Here is a 21,180-nt window from a genome sequence, read left to right as displayed (position 1 = left end):
GTCCCGAAGGTGCCCGCCCATGCCTGATCGCCAAGAACCGCCGCGCCGGCTGCGTCCGGCTCCGCTGCTCTTCGAACCCGAGGAGCTGGCCGCCGAGCCGGAACGGTTCTTCCAGTTGGAGAGCCTCGACGACCCGGGCGAACTGCTGCGCCGCTCCACCGAGTTGGCGCTGGCGTTCCGGATCGCGGCCGAGCGGGCGACGGACTACCAGGCGATCGCGGCGGCCCAGCTGGCCGACCCGCACCGGTTCGACTCGCTCTCCCCCGCCGAGATCGCCGCCCGCGCCGACTGGACGGCCGACTACGCGGTCCGGATGGTCGAGCACGGCCGCGGCCTGCTGCGCCAGCGCCGGCCGATCGAGTAGCAGCCGCCCCATCGAGCAGCAGTCGTCCCATCGCCGTCCAACCCGTGGCAGCCTGCCGATCGGGTGGCAGCAAGGCCGCTGGCATATGCGGCGGGAAACCCTACGCCCTGACCGGTCCCGCTGTCCGGCGATTGGGGTTTTCGCTGCACGGCCTCCCGCGCCGGGAGCACCCTGCTGGGCGTGGACATCTGGACCAACCAATCCGTGGCGTGTCTGACCCGGGCCGGAGAGGCCTGGCTGGCCTCGGCCAGCGAATACCCGCGCAGCATGCGGGCCCTCTGGGAGGCCCGGCCGTGGGCCCCGGCCGTGCTGCCCTGCGGGCGGGCCTTCGACGTGATCAGCATGCCGGCGCTGTTCGGCCGCCGGGTGCTGGACGAGCTGTGGGCCTCCGGGCCGGGCTGCGGCCCGGTGGCGGGCTTCCGGGGTCGCACCCTGCTGTTCGCCCAGCCGGGCGCCGCACCCCGGCTGCGCACCCTGCTCGCCTGGGAGGAGTGGGCGCGGGACGTGCCGCCGCTGCTCTGCCACGGGCTGGGGGACGCGGTCACCGTGCCGCCGGTGCGCCGGGCGGTGGACCAGCCGGAGCCCGGGCCGACCGACAGCCGCTGGATCGTGGCCCCCGACAGCGGGGAGCCCTGGCTGCCGGGGGCGGGCGTGCTGCTCTGGGCGTGCGTGCGGGCCGCGCGCGGCACCGAACCGGCCCGCGCAACGCGCCCAGCGGAGCCGCACAGCCACGCGGTGGAGCCGCGCGGCCTCGGGACCCGCCTGCCGGAGCCGACCGGCACCAGGGAGCCGCTGGCCCCGCGCCCCGGCCTGCTGCGCCCGCTGTCGCCGGCCTGACCCCTGCCCCCGCCGCCCGCGCCGGGGAAGGCGGGGAAGCCGGAAAGCGATTTTGGGCTCGGCCTGCCGCGCTGCTAAAGTCTTCTCTGTCAGCAGGCGCCGCTAGCTCAGTTGGTTAGAGCAGCTGACTCTTAATCAGCGGGTCCGGGGTTCGAGTCCCTGGCGGCGCACCGACAGCCGAAGGCCCCTCGCGAAAGCGAGGGGCCTTCGGCGTTTCCAGCTCACAGAAACGCCCGGCGGGTGTGGAGCGACATGCGTCGCCCCACACCCCCGTAGGCTCAGCGCCCGCGCAGCGCGCGGTACTTGGCGACCAGGGTCGCGCTGGAGCTGTCCAGGTGGTCGCCGCCCTCGCCGGTCAGCAGCACCGGCTCGATCTTCTTGGCCAGCACCTTGCCGAGCTCCACGCCCCACTGGTCGAAGGAGTCGATGTTCCAGATCGCGCCCTGCACGAAGACCTTGTGCTCGTAGAGCGCGACCAGCTGGCCGAGCACCGACGGGGTGAGCTCCTCGGCGAGCACCATGGTGGTCGGGTGGTTGCCGCGGAAGGTGCGGTGCGGCACCTGGAACTCGGCCACGCCCTCGGCCCGGACCTCGTCGGCGGTCTTGCCGAAGGCGAAGGCCTGCGCCTGGGCGAAGAGGTTGGCCATCAGCAGGTCGTGCTGGGCGACCAGGCCAGGGGCCAGGTCGCCGACCGGCTTGGCGAAGCCGATCAGGTCGGCCGGGATCGTCTTGGTGCCCTGGTGCAGCAGCTGGTAGTAGGCGTGCTGGCCGTTGGTGCCCGGGGTGCCCCAGACCACCGGGCCGGTGGTCCAGCCGACCGGGTTGCCGTCGCGCTGCACCGACTTGCCGTTGGACTCCATGTCCAGCTGCTGCAGGTAGGCGGTGAACTTGGACAGGTAGTGCGAGTAGGGCAGCACCGCGTGCGCCTGGGCGTCGAAGAACTGGCCGTACCACAGGCCCAGCAGGCCGAGCAGGAACGGCACGTTCTGCTCCAGCGGGGCGGTGCGGAAGTGCTCGTCCACCAGTCGGAAGCCGTCCAGCATCTCCTGGAACCGGTCCGGGCCGATGGCGATCATCAGCGACAGGCCGATCGCCGAGTCGTAGGAGTAGCGGCCGCCGACCCAGTCCCAGAACTCGAACATGTTCTCGACGTCGATGCCGAAGTCGGCCACGCCCTCGGCGTTGGTGGACAGCGCCACGAAGTGCTTGGCCACCGCCTCCTGGCCGGCGCCGAGCCGGCCCAGCAGCCAGTCGCGGGCCGAGGTGGCGTTGGTGATCGTCTCGATCGTGGTGAAGGTCTTGGAGGCGACGATGAACAGCGTCTCGGCGGCGTCCAGGTCGCGGACCGCCTCGTGCAGGTCGGCGCCGTCCACGTTGGAGACGAAGCGCACGGTCAGGTCGCGCTGGGTGTAGGAGCGCAGCGCCTCGTAGGCCATCGCCGGGCCCAGGTCGGAGCCGCCGATGCCGATGTTGACGATGTTCCTGATCCGCTTGCCGGTGTGTCCGGTCCAGGCGCCGCTGCGCACCCGGTCGGCGAAGCCGGCCATCTTGTCCAGAACGGCGTGCACCTCGGGCACCACATTGACGCCGTCCACCTCGATCACGGCCCCGCGCGGAGCCCGCAGCGCGGTGTGCAGCACGGCGCGGTCCTCGGTGACGTTGATCTTCTCGCCGCGGAACATGGCGTCCCGCAGGCCGGCCACGTCGGCGGCCTCGGCGAGCGAGCGCAGCAGCTCGAGGGTCTCGTCCGTCACCAGGTGCTTGGAATAGTCCAGATACAGGTCCCCGACCTGCAGCGTGTAGCGGCTGCCGCGCTGCGGGTCCGCGGCGAACAGCTCGCGCAGGTGCAGGTCACCCAGCTTCTCGCGGTGCTCCGCGAGGGCGGCCCACTGCTGGGCGCACTTCTGCGGGGCGCTCGGGCCGGCGGGGGTCTGCGGCATCGGTTTCTCCTCTGATCGGTCTGGGACGGCTGGGGCCCGGAGGGACGGACCCGGGTAGCGCCGACGCATTCGGCGGCTCGACCGCACTCAGCCTACGGAACAGTCAGCACACCTGGCGCCACCACCACCTGACGCAGTGCCGTCAGTTCCGCTCCGACCGGAGGTCCAGTCCACGCAGTACCTCGTCGACCAGTTCCGGATCCGCGCCCGGCTCGCTGCGCGCCTGCACGATCTCCCGCCGGGACGCGGCCAGCAAGTCCTGTTCCAGGGCCCGGAACTTGCGCAGCACCCCGGCTCGCTCGTGGGCCTCCTCGGCCTCCTCCTGCTCGTACTGCTCGGGGCAGAGCCGGGCCATCCGGTCATGCTGGCGTTCCCGGAGCTTCTCCACGATTTCACCGGGCAACTTGTCCTGGTCGGCCAGCTCGTGCAGCCGCTCCAGGGCCGCCTTGCTGGCCCGCCACCACAGCTCCCGCTGCTCCTGCTCGCGCCGGTCCAGGTGCGGGTCGATGCCGAGCCGCCAGACCAGCCAGGGCAGCGTCATCCCCTGCACGACCAGGGTGAACAGCACCACGCAGAAGGCGACGAAGACGATCCGGGACCGCCCGGGGAACGGCGCGCCACCGTGCACGGTGAGCGGGACGGCCAGCGCCAGCGCGACCGTCGCCACCCCGCGCATCCCGGACCACCAGAGCACCACGCTCTCCCGCCAGCTGAGCGGGGTGTCCTCGGTGCCGTGGCTCAGCCGGTCGGAGAGCCAGGCGGCCGGCAGCAGCCAGACCAGCCGCACCCCCACCACCACGGCGATCACCACCGCCGCGTCCCCCAGCATGCTGTGCCAGCCGGCCCCGACGTCCTTGAGCACGGTGGCCAGTTCCAGCCCGATCAGCCCGAAGGCCACCCCGGTGATCAGGGTCTCCACGATGTCCCAGAAGGCGGTGCCGACCAGCCGGTAGGAGACGTCGTCGGCGTGGATCGCCCGTTCGGCGAGGTAGAGGCCGAGCACCACCACGGCGAGCACCCCCGAGCCCTCGGCCTCCTCGGCGAGCACATAGGCGGCGAACGGCACCAGCAGGTTGAGTGCCACCTGCAGGGTCGGGTCGTCCAGCAGGGTCGCCACCTTGGTGGTCAGCCAGCCGAGCGCCACCCCGATCACCACCGCCAGCACCGCGGACTCGGCGAACCGCAGCAGCGCGTGCGGCACCGAGAAGTCGCCCGCCACCACGGCCTCGACGGCCAGCGAGTAGATCACGATCGCGGTGACGTCGTTGAACAGGCCCTCGCTCTCCAGCACCGCGACCAGCCGCCGGGGCAGTCCGACGCTGCCGGCCACCGCGACCGCGGCCACCGGGTCGGGCGGCGAGACCAGCGCGCCCATCGCCACCGCGGCGGCCACCGGCGCGGCCGGCATCAGCGCGTGGAAGGCGCCCGCCACGGCGGTGGTGGTGATCACCACCAGGGCGACGGCGAGCAGCAGGACGGAGCGCAGATTGGCCCGGAAGTAGACCAGCGAGGCCCGCCGGGCGACACCGAAGACCAGGGGCGGCAGCACCAGGGGGAGGATCAGCGCCGGCTCCAGCCCGATGTTCGGGATCTGCGGCACCACCGCGAAGACCAGCCCGATCAGGGTCATCAGCACCGGCTGCGGGATGCCGGTCCGCCGCCCCACCGGCACGGTGACCACCGAGGCGAGCAGCACCAGAAACAGCAGCGAGAGCTGGCCCACGGAACCAATCCCCTCCTATTCGGACAGGAAGAGTGTAGATATGACAAACCATCTCATCCCCTTGGCGCGCCGGGTCCCCAGGGCCGGCGCCGCGCCCCACCCCGATTCGGCGATTCGGCCGGTGACCAGGTAATGTTCTCCACGTCAGCAGGCGCCGCTAGCTCAGTTGGTTAGAGCAGCTGACTCTTAATCAGCGGGTCCGGGGTTCGAGTCCCTGGCGGCGCACCGACAGCCGAAGGCCCCTCGCGAGAGCGAGGGGCCTTCGGTGTTTCCGGCACTCCTGGCGGCTCCCCCGACGGCAGCTACCGGAGCACCCGCGTCCGCTTCCGTTTGCCGGGTCCCGGGGCGCATCGAAGGATGGGCCTGTGAGTGGTTACCTGCGCTTCCCCCATCTGCACGGCGACCTGCTGGCACTGACCGCCGAGGACGACGTCTGGCTGGCACCGCTCGCAGCCGACTCGGTGTCAGGTCGCGCCTGGCGGCTCACCGCCGACCGCACCCGGGTCAGCCACCCCCGGCTGTCCCCCGACGGCGCCACCGTCGCCTGGACCAGCTGGGCCGGGCACGCCCCCGAGGTGTGGACGACCCCCAGCACGGGCGGCCCCTCGGTCCGCCTGACCTACTGGGGCAGCCAGGACACCCGGGTGCGCGGCTGGCTGCCGGACGGCGAGGTGCTGGCCGTCACCTCGTACCACGAGCCGTTCGCCCACTACACCTGGGCGCACGCGCTGCCGCCGAACGGCGCGCCCGGCCGCCGCGAGCCCTGGGGCCCGGTGCGCGACGCCCAGGTGTCCGAGGCGCACACCCTGCTGCTGACCAACGCCGCCCCGCACGAGCCGGCCGCCTGGAAGCGCTACCGGGGCGGCGCCACCGGCATCCTCTGGCTGGACGGCGAGCGGCTGCTGCCCGAGCTGCGCGGCCACCTCGCCTCCCCCATGCTGGTCGGAGATCGGGTGGCCTTCCTCTCCGACCACGAGGGCATCGGCAACCTCTACTCCTGCGCCCCGGACGGCTCCGACCTGCGCCGCCACACCGACCACGACACGTTCTTCGCCCGCGAGGCCGCCACCGACGGCCGCCGGGTGGTCTACCAGCACGCCGGGGACATCTGGCTGCTGGACGGCCTCGACACACCCGGGCCGCGCCGGCTGGACGTCCGGCTCGGTGGCAGCCGGACCGGCCGGCGGCCGTTCCAGATCACCACCGCCCGCTTCCTCAACGACCTGATCTGCGACAGCACCGGGAAGTCCGGCGTGATCGGGGTGCGCGGCAGCCTCTACTGGCTGACCCACCGGGACGGCCCGGCCCGGGCGCTGGCCGACACGCCCGGGGTGCGGGCCCGGCTGCCGGTGGTGCTGGGGCACACCGGGGCGGTGGCCTGGGTCACCGACGCCGAGGGCGACGATGCACTGGAGATCGCCCCGCTGCCCGGGCAGGCCGCCCGCACCGAGGCCCGCCGTCTGGCCGCCGGGCGGCTCGGCCGGGTCCTGGAGCTGGTCGCCACCCCGGACGGCGCCACCCTGGCCGTCGCCGCGGGCGACGGGCGGCTGCTGCTGGTGGACGCCGCCGACGGCGCGGTGCGCGAGCTCGCCCGCTCCACCTTCGGCCCGATCCGCGGCCTGGCCTTCTCCCCCGACTCGTGCTGGCTGGCCTGGTCGCAGCCGGTGGCCGGGCGCTCGCTGCGCCGGATCCGGCTGGTCCGGCTGGACCGCGGCACCGAGGCGCTGCCGCTGAACGTCACCGACGGCCGTTTCGAGGACGAGCAGCCGGTCTTCACCCGGGACGGCCGCTACCTGGTCTTCCTCTCCTGGCGCGGCTTCGACCCGGTGCACGACGTGCACACCGGCGACCTGTCGTTCCCGCTGGGCTGCCGCCCGTACCTGGTGCCGCTGGCGGCCGACACCCCGTCGCCGTTCGCCGCCGCGGTCGGCGACGAGCCGGATCCGGCGCCCGGCGACGGCACGGTGCTGGTCGACCCGGACGGGATCGGCGACCGGCTGGTGCCGTTCCCGGTGATCGCCGCCAAGTACTCCACCCCGGCGGCGGTGCGCGGCGGGCTGGTCTGGCTGCGCTGGCCGCTCTCCGGCACCCTCGGCCAGACCTTCGCCAGCCCCACCGACACCTCGGGCCGCCCCTCGCTGGAGCACTTCGACCTGGCCACCGCCGCGCGCTCGACGCTGCAGGACCAGGTGGACGGCTTCGCGGTCGCCGGTGACGGCTCGGCGGTCAGCACCTTCTCGTCCGGGCAGCTCAAGCTGGTGCCGCTGGCCGGGCCGACGGTCGTCGTGGACCTGCGCCGGATCGTGCACACCGCGCACCCGGGGCGGAGTGGCGGCAGGCCTACCACGAGGCGGCCCGGCTGGTCCGGGACCAGTTCTGGGACGAGGCGATGGGCGGCCTGGACTGGCCGGCCCTGGTCGCGCAGTACGAGCCGCTGCTGGACCGGATCGCCTCCCCGGACGACTTCGCCGACCTGCTGCGCGAGCTCCTCGGCGAGCTGGGCACCTCGCACGCCTACGTCACCCCGTCCCGGCGCGGTGAGGGTCCGTCACCGGTGCAGCAGCCGCTCGGCCTGCTGGGTGCCTCGGCCCGGCGCGACCATGACGGGCGCTGGCTGATCGGCCGGGTGCTGCTCGGCGAGACCTCCGACCCGCGGGCCCGGGCCCCGCTGGCCGGCCACCAGGTGCGCGAGGGCGATGAACTGGTGGCGATCGACGGCCGGCCGGTGGACCCGGTGCGCGGCCCGCTGCCGCTGCTGGCCGGCACCGGCGGCTGCACCGTGGAGCTGGCCTTCAGGCGCGGCGCCGACGGCCCGGTGCGCCGGGTGGCGGTGACCCCGCTGACCGACGAGCGGCCGCTGCGCTACCAGGACTGGGTGGCCCGACGGCGGGCCCTGGTACGGGAGTTCAGCGACGGACTGTGCGGCTATCTGCACATCCCGGATCTCGGCGGCTCCGGCTGGGCGCAGTTCAACCGGGATCTGCGCCGGGAGCTGGACCGTCCGGCGCTGGTGCTGGACGTGCGCGGCAACGCCGGCGGCAACGTCTCCGAGCTGGTGCTGGAGAAACTCAGCCGGCGGGTGCTCGGCTGGGACCTCACCCGGGACCGCCGCCCGTGGCGCTACCCCAGCCACGCGCCGCGCGGCCCGATCGTGGCGCTGGCCGACGAGGCGACCAGCTCGGACGGCGACGTGATCATCCTGGCGATGAAGCTGCTGGGCCTGGGGCCGGTGGTCGGCCGCCGCACCTGGGGCGGGGTGGTGGGCACCATCGGGCGGCAACTGCTCGGCGACGGCACCCAGATCCAGATCCCGGCCACCGCCTCCTGGTTCATCGACGGCTACGGCTTCGGGGTGGAGAACCACGGGGTGGCGCCGGACATCCCGGTGCTGCGCAGCCCCGCCGACTGGGCGGCCGGGCGGCACACCGAGCTGGCGGAGGCGGTCCGGGTGGCGCTGGAGCTGCTGCGCGAGCACCCGGCGGTGGCACCGCCGCCGGCCGACGCCCCCCGGCCCGACCTGCGCCGGCCGCCGCTGCCGCCGCGCAACTGACGAGGCGCGCCGTCCGGCGCGCCTCGTCAACCAGTCATCCGGTCACTTCTCCCACTCGTGGCCACCCTCCTCGGTCATGTCGGACTTGGCCTGCTCGACCTGCTCGTCCTCGACCTGGGCGGTCTTGCCGGTGACATTGCCGAAGGCGTCGGCGTCGGCGCTGTACTCGCCGGGCTGGCCGGACTGGTACTGCGGAGTGTCGCGGCCGGGCTCCTGCGGCCGGGCGGCGTCGGGCCGCTGGCCGGCCTTCTCGCCGTGCTCGCCGTGCTCGCCCCCGAACATCTCCTTGATCCGGTCCATGAGGCCCATGTCTCCTCCTCGGGGTTCGTGCGACCTGGGCAGTCACCAACATGTCACCGGTCGCGCCGCCCCGCACGTCGGGCGGCGACGCTCCGCTGTCAGGCGATCCAGCCGGCGGTCACGGCCTGGACCGCGGAGCCGTCGGTGTCGGTGAGCTTGAGGCCGACCACGGTGCGGGCCCGATCCGAGGTCTGCACCCGGAACGGCGGCCGCTCGGCGGTGAGCACCTCGATGATCGACTGGGCGGCGTCGCGCGAGCTCTGGGCAGCGGTGAAGGCGTTGCCGATGGTGGCGAGGTAGGTCTGAAGCGCGGGGCCGTACGGGCCGGCCTCGGCCACCGCGTCGTCGGCCAGGCCGACATTGGGGACGAACTCGCTGGCCACCGCTGCCGGCTCGACCACGCTGACCGCCACGCCCTGGCTCGCCGCCACCGGGGCCAGCGACTCCATGAAGCCCTCGACCGCGAACTTGGCCGCGCAGTAGGCCTCGTTGAACGGCTGACCGACCACCCCGCCGACGCTGGTGACGGTGACCAGCCGGCCGCCACTGGCCCGCAGCAGCGGCAGCGCCGCCTTGGAGACCTGCAGCACCCCGAAGAAGTTGACCTCCATGACGGCCCGGACGTCGTCGATGCTCTCCAGCTCCAGCGTCCCGACGTGTCCGGCGCCGGCGTTGTTGACCACGGCGTCCAGCCGGTCGAGGCCGGCCAGGCAGGCCGCGACCGAGGCCGGGTCGGTGACGTCCAGCTGCCGGATCTCCAGGTTCGCCCGGTCGCCGGCGGCCGCCCGCAGCGCTCCTGCCCTGCCGGTGTCGCGCATGGTGGCGATCACGTGCCAGCCGGCCTCGGCGGCGGCCACGGCGGCGGCCAGCCCGATGCCGGAGGAGGTACCGGTCAGCAGCACGGTCTTGGCGGTCATCTTCCACACCTGACTTTCGAGGAGCACTTACCCATGAGCACTTACTTATGGGCAATAACTACTGTTTACCATAACTATGATCCTGGATAGTTAACCTGTCAAGCACCTCGGTAGACTGAAGCCATGCCTGCGACACCCCCGGACGACCTCACCCAGCAGCTCGTCGGCCTGTTCGCCGCCGTCAACCGCCGCTACACCCGGGAGTTGGAGACCGCCGCGGCCGCGCAGCAGCTGACCATGCAGCAGGCCAAGGCGCTGCTGGCGGTCGACCAGCCGGTGCGGATGCGGGCGATCGCCGACCAGGTGCACGCCGAGCCGTCCAATGTGACCGCGATCATCGACCGGCTGGAGCAGCGCGGGCTGGTGGAGCGCCGCCCCGACCCGGCCGACCGCCGGGTCAAGCTGGTCGCCGCCACCGAGGCCGGGCACGCGGTCGCCGCCGCGCTGCGGGCCGGGCGGCCGTGGGGCAACGACCCGTTCGGCCTGCTCAGCCCCGATCAGCGGGAGCAGCTGCGTCAGATGCTGCAACTGGTCCTGGAGAGCTGACAGACGAAAAGGCGCTGCCGTGCCCGCCTGACCGGCGGGCACGGCAGCGCTCTGTTGTGCGGGGGTCAGCCGCTGACGCTCGGCGCGCCGGTCTCCAGGTGGCCGGTGAACCGCTGCGACCAGCTGCTGTCGCCGCTCACGGTGACCGTGAAGTCGTACCAGCCGTTGGCACCGGCGACCGCGTTGAAGTAGTCGCTGGTCGAGGCACCCGGCTGCACGGTGTACGTCCAGGGGCCGTCGATGCGGTAGTTGGTGGCGGTGATGGTGAAGGTCACCGCGCTGGAGCCGCTGTTGGTCAGCTTGAACCAGATCGCCGTCTTGCCGGTGTCGGGGGCGGCGGCGTAGGAGGCGGCCACGGCCGCGGCCCTGCCCGCCTTGGTGGCGTCGCCGACGAACCGGCGCAGGAAGCGGTTCGGGCCGACCACGGTCAGGTCGTACTTGCCGTTGCCGTAGTTGGTGCCGCAGTTGTAGAAGTCGCTGGTGCTCGCGCCGGGGTCCACGGTGTACTGCCAGGGGCCGCCGCTGCGGTAGGCGTTGGCGTAGGTCGCGAAGTGCGCCGAACTGGCGCCGGTGCCCTGGGCGTTGTCCATCGCCAGCCAGACCTTGATGACGCCGCCGGAGCCGAACTCCAGGTGGTCGAGGTTGGCGTTCGGCTGGTAGGGCAGTGCACGGGCCGGGCGGGTGCCGCTCTCCTGGGCGGGCAGCGCGTTGTCGACCGGCGACGGGTTGGGCAGCGGGCCGCAGGTGGACAGGCCGATGGTCTGCGAGGTGTCGGGCAGGCCCGGCATCCCGTACACCGGGTTGGCGAAGTCGAAGACGCTGGTCAAGTCGCCGCACACCTTGCGCCGCCAGGCGCTGATGTTGACGCAACTCGCCGGCTTGCCGATCGCGGCCGTCCACACCTCCAGGAAGCGCAGCACCGAAGTGTGGTCGAAGACCTGGGAGTTGACCCAACCGCCGCGACTCCAGGGCGAGATGGCCAGCAGCGGCACCCGGAAGCCGAGGCCGATGCTGGTGGAGTTGTAGAACTCCCCGGCGGTGCCGGCCGGCGCCACCGGCGGCGGCACGTGGTCGAAGAAGCCGTCGTTCTCGTCGTAGTTGACGAGCAGGATGGTGGAGTTGAAGACGTCGGGGTCCGCGTTGAGCGCGTCCATCACCATGTGCACGAAGTGCGCGCCGTCCTCGGGGGTGGCGTAGGGGTGCTCGGAGGACTGCTGGTCGGCGACGATCCAGGAGACCTGCGGCAGGGTGCCGGCCAGCACGTCGGCCTTGATCGCGGCGGCGATGTCGTCGGGGGTGCGGCCGGTGGTGCTCGGTACCGAGCCCATGCCCTGGAGCGCCAGTGGGCTGCCCGCCGGGGCGCTGGTGAACTGGCTGAAGTAGGCGAGGGCGTTGTCGCCGAAGTTGTCGCTCGCGTTCTGGTAGACCTTCCAGCTGACTCCGGCGTCCTGCAGCGCCTCGGCGTAGGTCTGCCAGCGCAGGTTGGACTCCGAGCCGCCGTCGTAGGCCGGACCGCCCGCGGTGCCGGCCGGGTCGATCATGCCGGACCAGTGGTAGGTGCGGTTGGGGCCGGTGGCCGACAGCACCGAGCAGTGGTAGGCGTCGCAGATCGTCCAGTTGTCGGCCAGCGCGTAGTGGAACGGGATGTCGGAGCGCCGCAGGTGGCCGAGGGTGCGCACATTGCGCTTGGCCGACACCCAGGAGTCCATCTTGCCGCCGTTCCAGGCCGCGTGCTGGTCGGACCAGGCGTGCGAGAGGTCGCCGTTGCACTGCGAGACCTCCTCGGAGCTGCCCGCGCTGAACGCCCACGGGTACTGCCGGGCCGTGCCGTTGGGCTGGTTGAAGACCGAGTAGCCGCCGCTGAGTTGGATGGTGGCCCGGTCACCGAAACCGCGCACCCCGTTGAGGGTGCCGAAGTAGTGGTCGAAGCTGCGGTTCTCCTGCATCAGGATCACGATGTGCCGGGCGTCGGTGATGGCGCCCGTACTGGTGAGCCCGGCAGGCGCGGCAGCGGATGCGGGTGCCGCACCGGCCGCACCGGCTGTGCCGGCCACGGCGGCGCCGGCCGCCGCGCTCGCCGAGACGGCCATGAAGGTTCTACGGCTCAGCTCTGTCATCGTCGAATCGCCAACCCTTCGGGTTGTGTGCACAACTGGGCGGTGGTCGGGGCACATCCTGTCCCGTTCGACGTGCACCCGCCAGGACTCGCCATGAAGGATTGTTGGACTGTTCTCCCGTAGGTCAGCGAACGGCCGCGTGGTGAACGTCAGCTGTCGCGCACCTCGACTCCGAAGGCCTGGGCGAACTGCGGGGCCAACTCGATCAGTTGGGCCGAGGAGATGACCGCGCCGCGCAGCCCGCGATGGCCGTCCGTCAGCTCCAGCCGGGTGGCGCCGCGCAGGTCGGTCTTCACCAACTCGGCCTGCCGGAACCGGATTCCCTCCAGCGAGCTGCCGGGGAACGACACCCCGGTCAGCCGGGCCTCGGAGAAGTCCACGTCACGCATCCGGCAGTCCTCGAAGACCACGTCCTGGAGCAGCGCGCCGCGCAGGTTGACCGACTCCAACTTGCACTGCCGCAGGGTCAGTCGGCGCAGCTGGGCGCCGCCGATCGTGACTCCGGCCAGTACCGAGCCGGTGATCGTGACGTCCTGCCACTCGCTCTGCGCCAGGTCGGTGGAGAGCCAGCGGGTCTGCTCCAGCCAGCACTCGGTGAACCTGGCGCGGCGCAGCACGCCCTGGGTGACCGTCACCGTGCTGAAGGCGCACTCCAGGAAGCCGGCGCCGCCCGCCCGGGCCCGGTCCAGCTCCAGGTCGGCGAAGTGCGCGGTGTCGTACCGCTCGTCGGGGCTCAGCGGTCCGGGGTGCGGCTTGAGCAGGTGGGCGTACGGCTGGTCGGCGAGCGGCATCGGGGGCTCCGCGGGTCGGGGTCAGGTGGTGCTGCCATCCTGCACCGGTCGGCGGGCATGCAAACCGACGCCCACTGCCACGGCGGCCAAGCCGCCGAAGACCACGTAGTGCCCTTGACGTGCACCTCGGGCTAGAGCCCGAGGATTCCTGCCACGGTCGGCTGACCGTCTCGGTGGCTTCCTGCTTCACCGCGCTGTGCCGGGATCCTCCCGGTCTTACCTGCGCTCCACGAGGCGTTTAGCCTGTCCGCCCGTCCGGCGGCCAGGATGTTGCGTGCGGCGTTCACGTCGCGATCGTGGACAGCCCCACACTCCATGCACGTCCACTCGCGGACGCAGAGGGGTTTGGGACCGTCCAGAACGCCGCAGGTTGAACAGACCTGGGAAGTGGGCTCGAAGCGCCCGATGCGGGCGAAGTACCGGCCATATCTGGCGGCCTTGTACTCCAGCATGACGAGAAACCGTGCCCATCCGGCGTCGTGCACGCTCTTGGCGAGCCGCCCGCGCGCGAGGCCGCGCACCGCGAGGTCTTCCACGTATACCGCTTGGCTGTCGCGGATGATCTTCGTGGATTCCTTGTGGTGCCAGTCCCGGCGGCGGTCGGCCACCTTGGCGTGCTGACATGCAACCTTGACGCGGGCCCTTGCCCGGTTGTTGCTCCCCTTCACCTTTCGACTGAGGTCCTTCTGCAGCTTCTTGAGCTTCTTCTCCGCCCGTCGCAGGAACTTTGGAGCGCTGATCTTCCGGCCGTCGGAGAGGACAGCGAAGTGCGCCAGGCCGAGATCGATTCCCGTCTCGCTGTCGAGCGGCCCGGTGAAGTTGAGGTCTTCGATGATCTGCGGCTCGGCCTCTACGACGAAGCTCATGAAATACCGGCCAGCAGCATCCTTGACCACGGTCAGGGAAGTGGGGACGGCTGGCAGTGGCCTCGACCACTTCACACGGATGTCGCCGACCTTGGCCACGTAGACCGTGCCGTTGCCCCGCAGGCAGAAGGCGTTGGCGTTGAGTCTGATCGACTGCCTAGTGTCCTTCTTCGACTTGTACCGGGGCGGCGCGACCCTCGGCCCTCTACGCTTACCCGTGACCGAATCGAAGAAGTTCTTGTAGGCGCTGTCCAGATCCCGCAGGGACTGCTGCAGCACCACGGCCGACACATCCGCCAGCCAAGCCCGCTCAGGGGCCTTCCTGGCCTGCGTGATGTACGTCTTCGACAGCACCGCCGACGACACGTAGGGCAATCCCGCCGCATGCGCCTCCTGGCGGGCACGAAGGCAATCGTTCCACACCACGCGGGCGCACCCGAACGCACTCGCCAGCGCACGGCGCTGAGCAGCATCCGGAGACGCTCGGTAGTTGTACCGCAACTGCATGCGGTCATGCTACTAGGCTGGCCAGGTGACGGCGAATCAGGCCGATCGACCTGCGGTCAAAGTGAGTTGACGCGGCAGTTGCGCGAACCGGGTGACAGCGTCCCCGCCAGAGGTGAGCGCCCGGGTGTCGCGCACGGCAGTCGGCCGCAGGGCCCGGCTAGATTCCCGTCCAGTGGAACGGCGAGAAGGGCGTCCTGCGGGCAACGCGGAAGGTCAAGGCCGGTGCGGCACCACCAGGGCAGCCACACCCTGGGGCGGTGGACCGCACCGACCTCGTGATCACCGCGCTGCCCGGCAGCGCTTGCCCGGCTCGCAGCGCCCGCCGCTGACCGGGCGCCTACTCACTTCTGCCAGCCGACCTTGGTGTAGTCGAAGTCGGCCAGCCCGCCCGAGCCGAAGTTGGCCAGCCCCTTGCGGTAGGCACCCACGTAGGGGCGCTGGTAGAGCTCCACGGAGTGGCCCAGCTCCCAGATCTTGGCGTCCGCCTGGTTGTAGAGCTTCGCCGCCTGGGCCGGGTCCAGGGTGGACGCGGCCTGCTTCAGCAGACCGTCGATCTCCGGGGTGCTGAGCTTGGAGTAGTTCTGGAAGACGTTGTCACCGACCGGCATCTGGTACGACGGGATGATCACCGAGGGCGGGAAGGACCCGGTGTTGCGCCAGCTCGCCAGGTCGAACTTGCCCAGGTTGAGGTACTTGTCGCTCAGGTCGTTGGCCGGCACCTTGTCGACGTCGACCTTCACCCCGGCCTGCAGCAGCATGTTCTGGGTGGCGGTGGCCAGGTCCACGGCCTGCTGGGCGGCGCCGTCCGAGATGACGTAGTGCAGCTCCAGCGACTGGCCGTCCTTGGTCCGCGGCTTGCCGGCCCCGGCGTCCTTCCAGCCGGCCTCGTCGAGCAGCTTCTTGGCGCCCGCCAGGTCGAACTTGCCCCACTCGCCGGAGTTGTCCTGGTAGCCGGTCTGGTTGGTCATCAGCAGGTGGTTGCCGAGCAGCGGGAACGACACCGGCACCCCCTGGCTGGCCACCTTGGTCAGCGCCGACCGGTCGAGCGCCTTCTCCAGCGCCTGCCGCACCTTCTGGTCGGCCAGCGCCCCGTTGGACCCGAACGCTATGTGCACCTCGTCCCACGGGTAGGAGATGCGGATCACCGCGTTGGGGTCGGCCTTCAGCTGGCCGTAGGCGTCGGCCCGCCCGGCGCCGGTCCAGTCGATCTCGTTGTTGAGGAAGGCCTGGGTCATCGCCGGCTGGGACAGCACCCGGTAGGTGAACTTGTCCAACTTGGGCTTGGGGCCCCACCAGTTGGGGTCCGGCACCACGGTGATGGTCTGCGCCGACTTGTCGATCGAGCCGATCTTGAAGGCCCCGCCGGTGATCGGCACCTTCTCGATCCAGGCCTTGTTGAAGTCGTCGGGGGTGGAAGTGGCGGCCGCCGGGAGCAGCGGGTAGAAGAGGCTCTGCCAGTCGGCGAACGGCTGGCTGAAAGTGACCTTGACCTGGGTCGGGTCAGCGCCCTGGGAGACGTCGCTGATCTGGTTGTAGCCGTTGGTGAAGGCGGGGTTGAAGGCGGGGTTCTGGCCGTTGGTCGCCTGCCAGACCGCCTTGAAGTCCAGGTAGCTGAGCGACTTCCCGTCCGACCACTTGGCCTTCGGGTTGAGCGTGTAGAGCACCACCTGCGGCGAGGTGGAGACCAGCTTGGCGGACTGCAGGAACTCCGGTACCGGCTGGTAGGTCCCGCTGGCGTCGATCCGGAAGAGCATCGGCTCGATCATCTTCATGATCTCCACCGAGTCGCCGTAGGTGCCGTCCACCTGCAGCGGGTTCCACTGGGTGACCCACTGCTGCAGCGGCTCGCGCAGTTCACCGCCGTCCTTCACGTTGTCCAGCGGCTGCGGATTGATGTCCTCGGCGTCGGCTCTTGGCGCGGCGCTCTGCGAGGCGCCGGAGCCGTTGCCCGAACCGGAGCTCGACGAACTGCAGCCGGTCACCGCAAGGGCGAGGGCAGCGGCTCCGACCAGGGTGCGGGTGAGGTGGCGGCGGGGCCGGATGGCGGCATCCATGGCGGGTCCCTCCCGGGGTGTTGGGGTGCGTGAGTGACATGAGGCGCCCGCCAGGTGTGGCGAGCCTTGATCATGGGCAGCCAAAGAGGTGAGCCAGCGAGCAGAACCTAACAGCGGATCAGTTGGCCCACCAGAGGAGCGTGTTCACTACTGATCGAATCGCAATCGACCGCAATGCTCCCGCAACACCGTTGACGCAACCGACTGTTTGACTCTGACCTGCGGGTTTGCCGAACCAGGCAAGCTCGTTCGACGCGCAGTCTTGACCGCCCCCGCGGCGGATCGCAGAATTCCGCTGCACAGACATGCGTGAAGTACCTCCGAAACGAAGGCAATTGGTCATGAGACTCCGGAGCGCCACCGGCACCGGCGGGAACTGCCGCTGATGCTGCGCTACTTGGCGAAGCGCCTCGCCTACTACGTGGTCCTGCTGGTCGTTTCGGTCTTCCTGGCCTACGCCCTGGCCAGCAGCGCGCTCAACCCGCGCGCCTACTTCGAGGCCAAGCAACCGCGCCCGACCGCCGCGGCGGTGGACCGCCAGCTCACCGACCTGGGCATCAACTCGCACACCCCGATCACCGTGCGGTTCGGCCACTGGGCCGAGAACCTGGTGGTCCACGGCGACCTCGGCCAGAGCATCCACGACACCTCGGTGAACGCCGAGTTCGGTCGCCGGCTGGTGGTGTCGCTGCGGCTGCTGGTGATCGGCAGCCTGCTCGGCATGCTGCTCGGGGTGGCCGTCGGCGCCTGGGGGGCGGTGCGCCAGTACCGGATCTCCGACCGGGTGCTGACCGTGGTCTGCTTCGTGCTGCTGTCCACCCCGGTCTTCCTGCTGGCGCTCTTCCTGAAGAACGGCGCGATCGCCGTCAACCAGGCCTCCGGGCACCAGCTGATCGACTTCACCGGGTACGAAACCCCGGGCCTGAGCGGCGGGTTGGGCGCGCACCTGGCCGACTGGGCGGTGCACCTGCTGCTGCCCACCCTCTCGCTCGCCCTGATGGGCCTGGCCACCTACAGCCGCTACCAGCGCGGCACCATGCTGGACGTGCTGGGTTCGGACTACCTGCGCACCGCCGAGGCCAAGGGCCTCACCCGGCGCCACGCGCTGATCAAGCACGGCCTGCGCACCGCGGTGATCCCGATGTCGACCCTGTTCGCCTACAACTTCCTTGGCGTCTTCACCGGCGCCACCTTCACCGAGATCATCTTCGGCTGGCACGGCATGGGCGAGTGGTTCATCAAATCGATCTATGAGAACGACACGAACTCGGTGGTGGCGGTGACCCTGTTCACGGCGGTGACGGTGCTGGTCTCCGGCCTCCTGGCCGACACCCTGCACGCGGCCCTCGACCCGCGGGTGCGTGCCTGATGGCCGGCGACGCGCCGCGCAGCCGCGGCCGCCTGGTACTGGGCCGGCTGCTGGCCTCCCCCGGCGTGGTGGTCGGCGGTGGCATCGTGGTGCTGCTCTTCCTGCTCGCCTTCGTCGGCCCGTACCTGACGCACTGGAAGTACACCGACGTCGACTACGGGGCACTGAGCCAACCGCCGTCCGCCCAGCACTGGTTCGGCACCGCCGGACTCGGCCAGGACGTCTACGCCCAGACCCTGCGCGGGCTGCAGAAGTCGCTGATCATCGGCCTGCTGGTGGCGCTGCTCTCCACCGGCCTGGCCGGCCTGGTCGGCGCCTGCGCCGGCTACTTCGGGGGCTGGACCGACCGGTTGCTGATCTTCTTCGTCGACCTGATGCTGGTCTTCCCCAGCTTCCTGGTCATCACCATCGTCTCGCCCCAGCTGAAGAGCAGCGGCTGGCTGGCCTTCGTGGTGCTGCTCGCCGCGTTCAACTGGATGATCACCGCCCGGGTGGTGCGGTCCATGACGATCTCGTTGAAGGAACGCGAGTTCGTCCGCGCCGCCCGCTTCATGGGGGTGCGCCCGCTGCGCATCATCTGGCGGCACATCCTGCCCAACTGCGCGTCCTACCTGATCGTGGACGCCACCATCGCGGTCGGCGCGGCCGTGATGAACGAGACCATGCTCTCCTACTTCGGCTTCGGCGTGCAGCCGCCCGACGTCTCGCTCGGCACCCTGATCGCCGCCGGCACCGACTCGGCACCCACCTACCCGTGGATGTTCTACTACGCGGCTGGCCTGCTGGTGCTCTTCGTACTCGCCGTCAACCTGGTCGGCGACGGCCTGCGGGACGCCCTCGACCCCACCGCGGCGGCCGGCCGCCGGCCCTCCCGCCGGGCGCTGCGCGCCCTGCGCCGGCGCGCCGCCGCCACCACCGCCACCGCCCCGGACAGCCGCGGCGCCGCACCCGCCCTCGACGCCGAAGGAACCGCGTGACCACCACCGCCACCGAGCTGCTCACCATCCGCGACCTGCGGGTGGACTTCGCCGGCGCCCGGGGCCGCGGCACCGTCACCGCCGTGCGCGGCGTCGATCTGACGCTGCGCCGCGGCGAGACCCTTGGCATCGTCGGCGAGTCCGGCTCCGGCAAGTCGGTCACCGCGCTGTCGGTGCTCGGCCTGCTGCCCGGCACCGCCGCGGTGCGCGGCTCGGTGGCGCTCGACGGACGGGAGCTGATCGGTCTGCCGCCCGGTGAGCTGGCCCGGATCCGCGGCCGCCGGATCGCCATGGTCTTCCAGGACCCGCTCTCCGCGTTCACCCCGGTCTACCGGATCGGCGACCAGATCGCCGAGGCCGTCCGGGCCCACCAGAAGTCCGACAAGGCCGCGGCCCGCCGCCGCGCCGCCGAACTGCTCGACCTGGTCGGCATCCCGGACCCGGACCGGGCGCTGGACAGCTTCCCGCACGAGTTCAGCGGCGGCATGCGGCAGCGCGCCATGATCGCCATGGCGGTGGCCAACGAGCCGGACATCCTGCTCGCCGACGAGCCCACCACCGCCCTGGACGTCACCATCCAGGCCCAGGTCCTGGACGTGCTGCGGACCGCGCAGCGGGAGACCGGCGCCGCGCTCGTGCTGGTCAGCCACGACCTCGGGGTGATCGCCCAGATGGCCGACCGGGTCGCGGTGATGTACGCGGGCCGGGTCGTCGAATCCGCCCCGGTGGACGAGCTGTTCGGCGCCCCGCGCCACCCGTACACCCTCGGGCTGATCGGCGCCGTCCCCCGGCTGGACCGGGACGGCGGACCGCTGGTGCCGATCCCCGGCAACCCGCCCGCGCTGGTCGACCTGCCGCCCGGCTGCCCGTTCGCCCCGCGCTGCCCGCTGGCCGGCGACGACTGCCGCACCGCCGAGCCGCCGCTCACCGGCACCGACGGCCACCAGGCCGCCTGCCTGCGCGCCGACCGGCTGGCCACCGAGCGCCCCGCCCCCGCCGAGGTCTACCCCGTCCCCCGCCTTGCGCCCGCCGCCCGGCCGGTGGACCGCTCCGAGCTCCCCCAGGTGCTCCGGGTGACCGGGCTGGCCAAGACCTTCCCGGTGCTCAAGGGCACCGTGGTCAAGCGCAAGGTGGGCGAGGTGTACGCCGTCGACGGGGTGCACCTGGACATCCGGCGCGGCGAAACCCTGGGCCTGGTCGGCGAGTCCGGCTCCGGCAAGTCCACCACGCTCTTCGAGATCCTCGGCCTGACCGCACCGGAGGCCGGCCGGATCGAACTGCTCGGCCAGGACACCGCCGTACTCTCCCGGGAGGCCGTCCACCGGCTCCGCGCCCAGCTGCAGATCGTCTTCCAGGATCCGATGGCCAGCCTGGATCCGCGGCTGCCGATCGGCGACATCATCGCCGAACCGCTGCAGGCCCAGCGGGCACCCCGGGAGCGGATCGCGGCCCGGATACCGGAGTTGCTCACCCAGGTCGGCCTGGAGCCGGCCCACGCCGCCCGCTACCCGCACGAGTTCTCCGGCGGCCAGCGCCAACGCATCTCGATCGCCCGGGCGTTGGCCGTCTCCCCGCAGCTGCTGGTGCTGGACGAGCCGGTCTCCGCCCTGGACGTCTCCATCCAGGCCGGCGTGCTCAACCTGCTCCAGGAGCTGAAGGCCACCCTCGACCTCTCCTACCTGTTCGTCTCGCACGACCTCTCGGTGATCCGCCACCTCGCCGACCGGGTCAGCGTGATGTACCTGGGCCGCACCGTCGAACAGGGCCCGGTCGCCGACGTGTTCAACACCCCGCGCCACCCCTACACCCGGGCACTGCTGTCCGCCGTCCCGCTCCCCGATCCGGTCGCCGAGCGCAGCCGCACCCGGATCCTGCTCCCCGGCGACCCGCCCTCCCCCACCTCCCGGCCGACCGGCTGCGCGTTCCGCACCCGCTGCCCGCTCTACGCGACGCTCGGCGCCGAGCAGCGCGGCCGCTGCGAGCAGCAGGCGCCGGCGCTGGAGGCCGCGGCGGAGCACGGGGCGGCCTGCCACTGGGGCGAGGAGTAAAGGCCAGCCGGATGAAGGCCGGCCATGACCTTGCGTGTTCGAGTGCTGACGATTCGGTGTTTCCCCTTTGGTCGTGTAATGTTCCGGTCTGTCAGCAGGCGCCGCTAGCTCAGTTGGTTAGAGCAGCTGACTCTTAATCAGCGGGTCCGGGGTTCGAGTCCCTGGCGGCGCACCGACAGCCGAAGGGCCTCTCGCGAGAGCGAGGGGCCCTTCGGCGTTTCGGCTCGACCGGGTTGGGCATGCAGCAGCATGCGTGCGACGTGATCACGCACTC

General features: G+C 71.4%; 14 protein-coding genes, 3 tRNA genes and 1 pseudogene. 10 read left to right on the top strand and 8 right to left on the bottom strand.

Translation table 11 applies throughout. The features are described 5' to 3' along the window. The first annotated feature begins 19 nt into the window (after positions 1-19). The 3 genes from E6W39_RS27490 (at position 20) to E6W39_RS27480 (ending at position 1,371) form a co-directional block, all read left to right on the top strand. Positions 20-364, top strand: a complete 345-nt coding sequence (locus E6W39_RS27490) for a hypothetical protein (RefSeq protein WP_141635784.1) — start codon at positions 20-22, stop codon at positions 362-364. Between the two features lie 180 nt (positions 365-544). Beyond that, the gene (locus E6W39_RS27485; RefSeq protein WP_141635783.1) at positions 545-1,201 is read left to right on the top strand and encodes a bifunctional DNA primase/polymerase; all 657 of its coding nucleotides are present in this window, start codon (positions 545-547) and stop codon (positions 1,199-1,201) included. 96 nt (positions 1,202-1,297) lie between these two features. Continuing rightward, positions 1,298-1,371 (top strand) — tRNA-Lys (locus E6W39_RS27480). A gap of 108 nt (positions 1,372-1,479) precedes the next feature. Here E6W39_RS27480 and pgi read toward each other — a convergent pair. Both pgi and E6W39_RS27470 read right to left on the bottom strand, forming a co-directional pair. Beyond that, positions 1,480-3,141 carry a glucose-6-phosphate isomerase gene (gene pgi, locus E6W39_RS27475; RefSeq protein ID WP_141635782.1) on the bottom strand — a complete coding sequence of 554 codons (1,662 nt, stop codon included), beginning with the start codon at positions 3,139-3,141 and terminating at the stop codon, positions 1,480-1,482. Between the two features lie 142 nt (positions 3,142-3,283). Beyond that, a complete protein-coding gene (locus E6W39_RS27470; RefSeq protein WP_141635781.1) occupies positions 3,284-4,864 on the bottom strand; it encodes a Na+/H+ antiporter in 1,581 nt (526 codons plus the stop codon). Positions 4,865-5,015: 151 nt separating this feature from the next. Here E6W39_RS27470 and E6W39_RS27465 point away from each other — a divergent pair. Continuing rightward, positions 5,016-5,089: transfer RNA gene (locus E6W39_RS27465), tRNA-Lys, on the top strand. A 140-nt stretch (positions 5,090-5,229) separates the two neighbouring features. Next, positions 5,230-8,414: pseudogene (locus E6W39_RS27460) on the top strand (S41 family peptidase). A 42-nt stretch (positions 8,415-8,456) separates the two neighbouring features. Here the strand turns inward: E6W39_RS27460 and E6W39_RS27455 are convergent. Continuing rightward, complete coding sequence (locus E6W39_RS27455; RefSeq protein ID WP_141635780.1) at positions 8,457-8,723, bottom strand: hypothetical protein; 267 nt, start codon at positions 8,721-8,723, stop codon at positions 8,457-8,459. Between the two features lie 89 nt (positions 8,724-8,812). Beyond that, the gene (locus E6W39_RS27450; protein WP_141635779.1) at positions 8,813-9,631 is read right to left on the bottom strand and encodes an SDR family NAD(P)-dependent oxidoreductase; all 819 of its coding nucleotides are present in this window, start codon (positions 9,629-9,631) and stop codon (positions 8,813-8,815) included. A 123-nt stretch (positions 9,632-9,754) separates the two neighbouring features. Between E6W39_RS27450 and E6W39_RS27445 the strand changes: the two genes are divergently transcribed. Further along, positions 9,755-10,177, top strand: coding sequence for a MarR family winged helix-turn-helix transcriptional regulator (locus E6W39_RS27445; RefSeq protein ID WP_141635778.1), 423 nt, complete (start codon positions 9,755-9,757; stop codon positions 10,175-10,177). A 65-nt stretch (positions 10,178-10,242) separates the two neighbouring features. Here E6W39_RS27445 and E6W39_RS27440 read toward each other — a convergent pair whose 3' ends face one another. From E6W39_RS27440 to E6W39_RS27425, 4 genes are all read right to left on the bottom strand, one after another. Next, complete coding sequence (locus tag E6W39_RS27440) at positions 10,243-12,294, bottom strand: phosphocholine-specific phospholipase C (RefSeq protein ID WP_141635777.1); 2,052 nt, start codon at positions 12,292-12,294, stop codon at positions 10,243-10,245. Positions 12,295-12,443: 149 nt separating this feature from the next. Further along, positions 12,444-13,085 (bottom strand): pentapeptide repeat-containing protein, encoded by a 642-nt coding sequence (locus E6W39_RS27435; protein WP_101381667.1) that lies wholly within the window; start codon positions 13,083-13,085, stop codon positions 12,444-12,446. A 131-nt stretch (positions 13,086-13,216) separates the two neighbouring features. Beyond that, complete coding sequence (locus E6W39_RS27430; protein ID WP_141635776.1) at positions 13,217-14,458, bottom strand: RNA-guided endonuclease InsQ/TnpB family protein; 1,242 nt, start codon at positions 14,456-14,458, stop codon at positions 13,217-13,219. A 341-nt stretch (positions 14,459-14,799) separates the two neighbouring features. Then, positions 14,800-16,512, bottom strand: a complete 1,713-nt coding sequence (locus E6W39_RS27425) for an ABC transporter family substrate-binding protein (RefSeq protein ID WP_141635775.1) — start codon at positions 16,510-16,512, stop codon at positions 14,800-14,802. 385 nt (positions 16,513-16,897) lie between these two features. On the opposite strand from E6W39_RS27425, the gene E6W39_RS27420 reads away from it, so the two are divergent. The 4 genes from E6W39_RS27420 to E6W39_RS27405 all read left to right on the top strand — a co-directional run bounded on the left by E6W39_RS27420 (position 16,898) and on the right by E6W39_RS27405 (position 21,078). Then, positions 16,898-17,881, top strand: coding sequence for an ABC transporter permease (locus tag E6W39_RS27420; RefSeq protein WP_141635774.1), 984 nt, complete (start codon positions 16,898-16,900; stop codon positions 17,879-17,881). After that, positions 17,881-18,858, top strand: a complete 978-nt coding sequence (locus E6W39_RS27415) for an ABC transporter permease (protein ID WP_141635773.1) — start codon at positions 17,881-17,883, stop codon at positions 18,856-18,858. Before E6W39_RS27420 ends, E6W39_RS27415 begins: the two co-directional genes overlap by 1 nt. Then, entirely contained in the window at positions 18,855-20,906 is a 2,052-nt protein-coding gene (locus E6W39_RS27410; protein ID WP_141635772.1) for an ABC transporter ATP-binding protein, read from the top strand. The genes E6W39_RS27415 and E6W39_RS27410 overlap by 4 nt, the downstream gene beginning before the upstream one ends. Before the next feature lie 98 nt (positions 20,907-21,004). Continuing rightward, positions 21,005-21,078 (top strand) — tRNA-Lys (locus tag E6W39_RS27405). The last annotated feature ends 102 nt before the right edge of the window (positions 21,079-21,180 follow it).

Origin of the sequence: Kitasatospora acidiphila (assembly GCF_006636205.1) — a bacterium.
Taxonomy (GTDB): domain Bacteria; phylum Actinomycetota; class Actinomycetes; order Streptomycetales; family Streptomycetaceae; genus Kitasatospora; species Kitasatospora acidiphila.
This window is presented reverse-complemented; position numbering and strand designations above follow the sequence as displayed.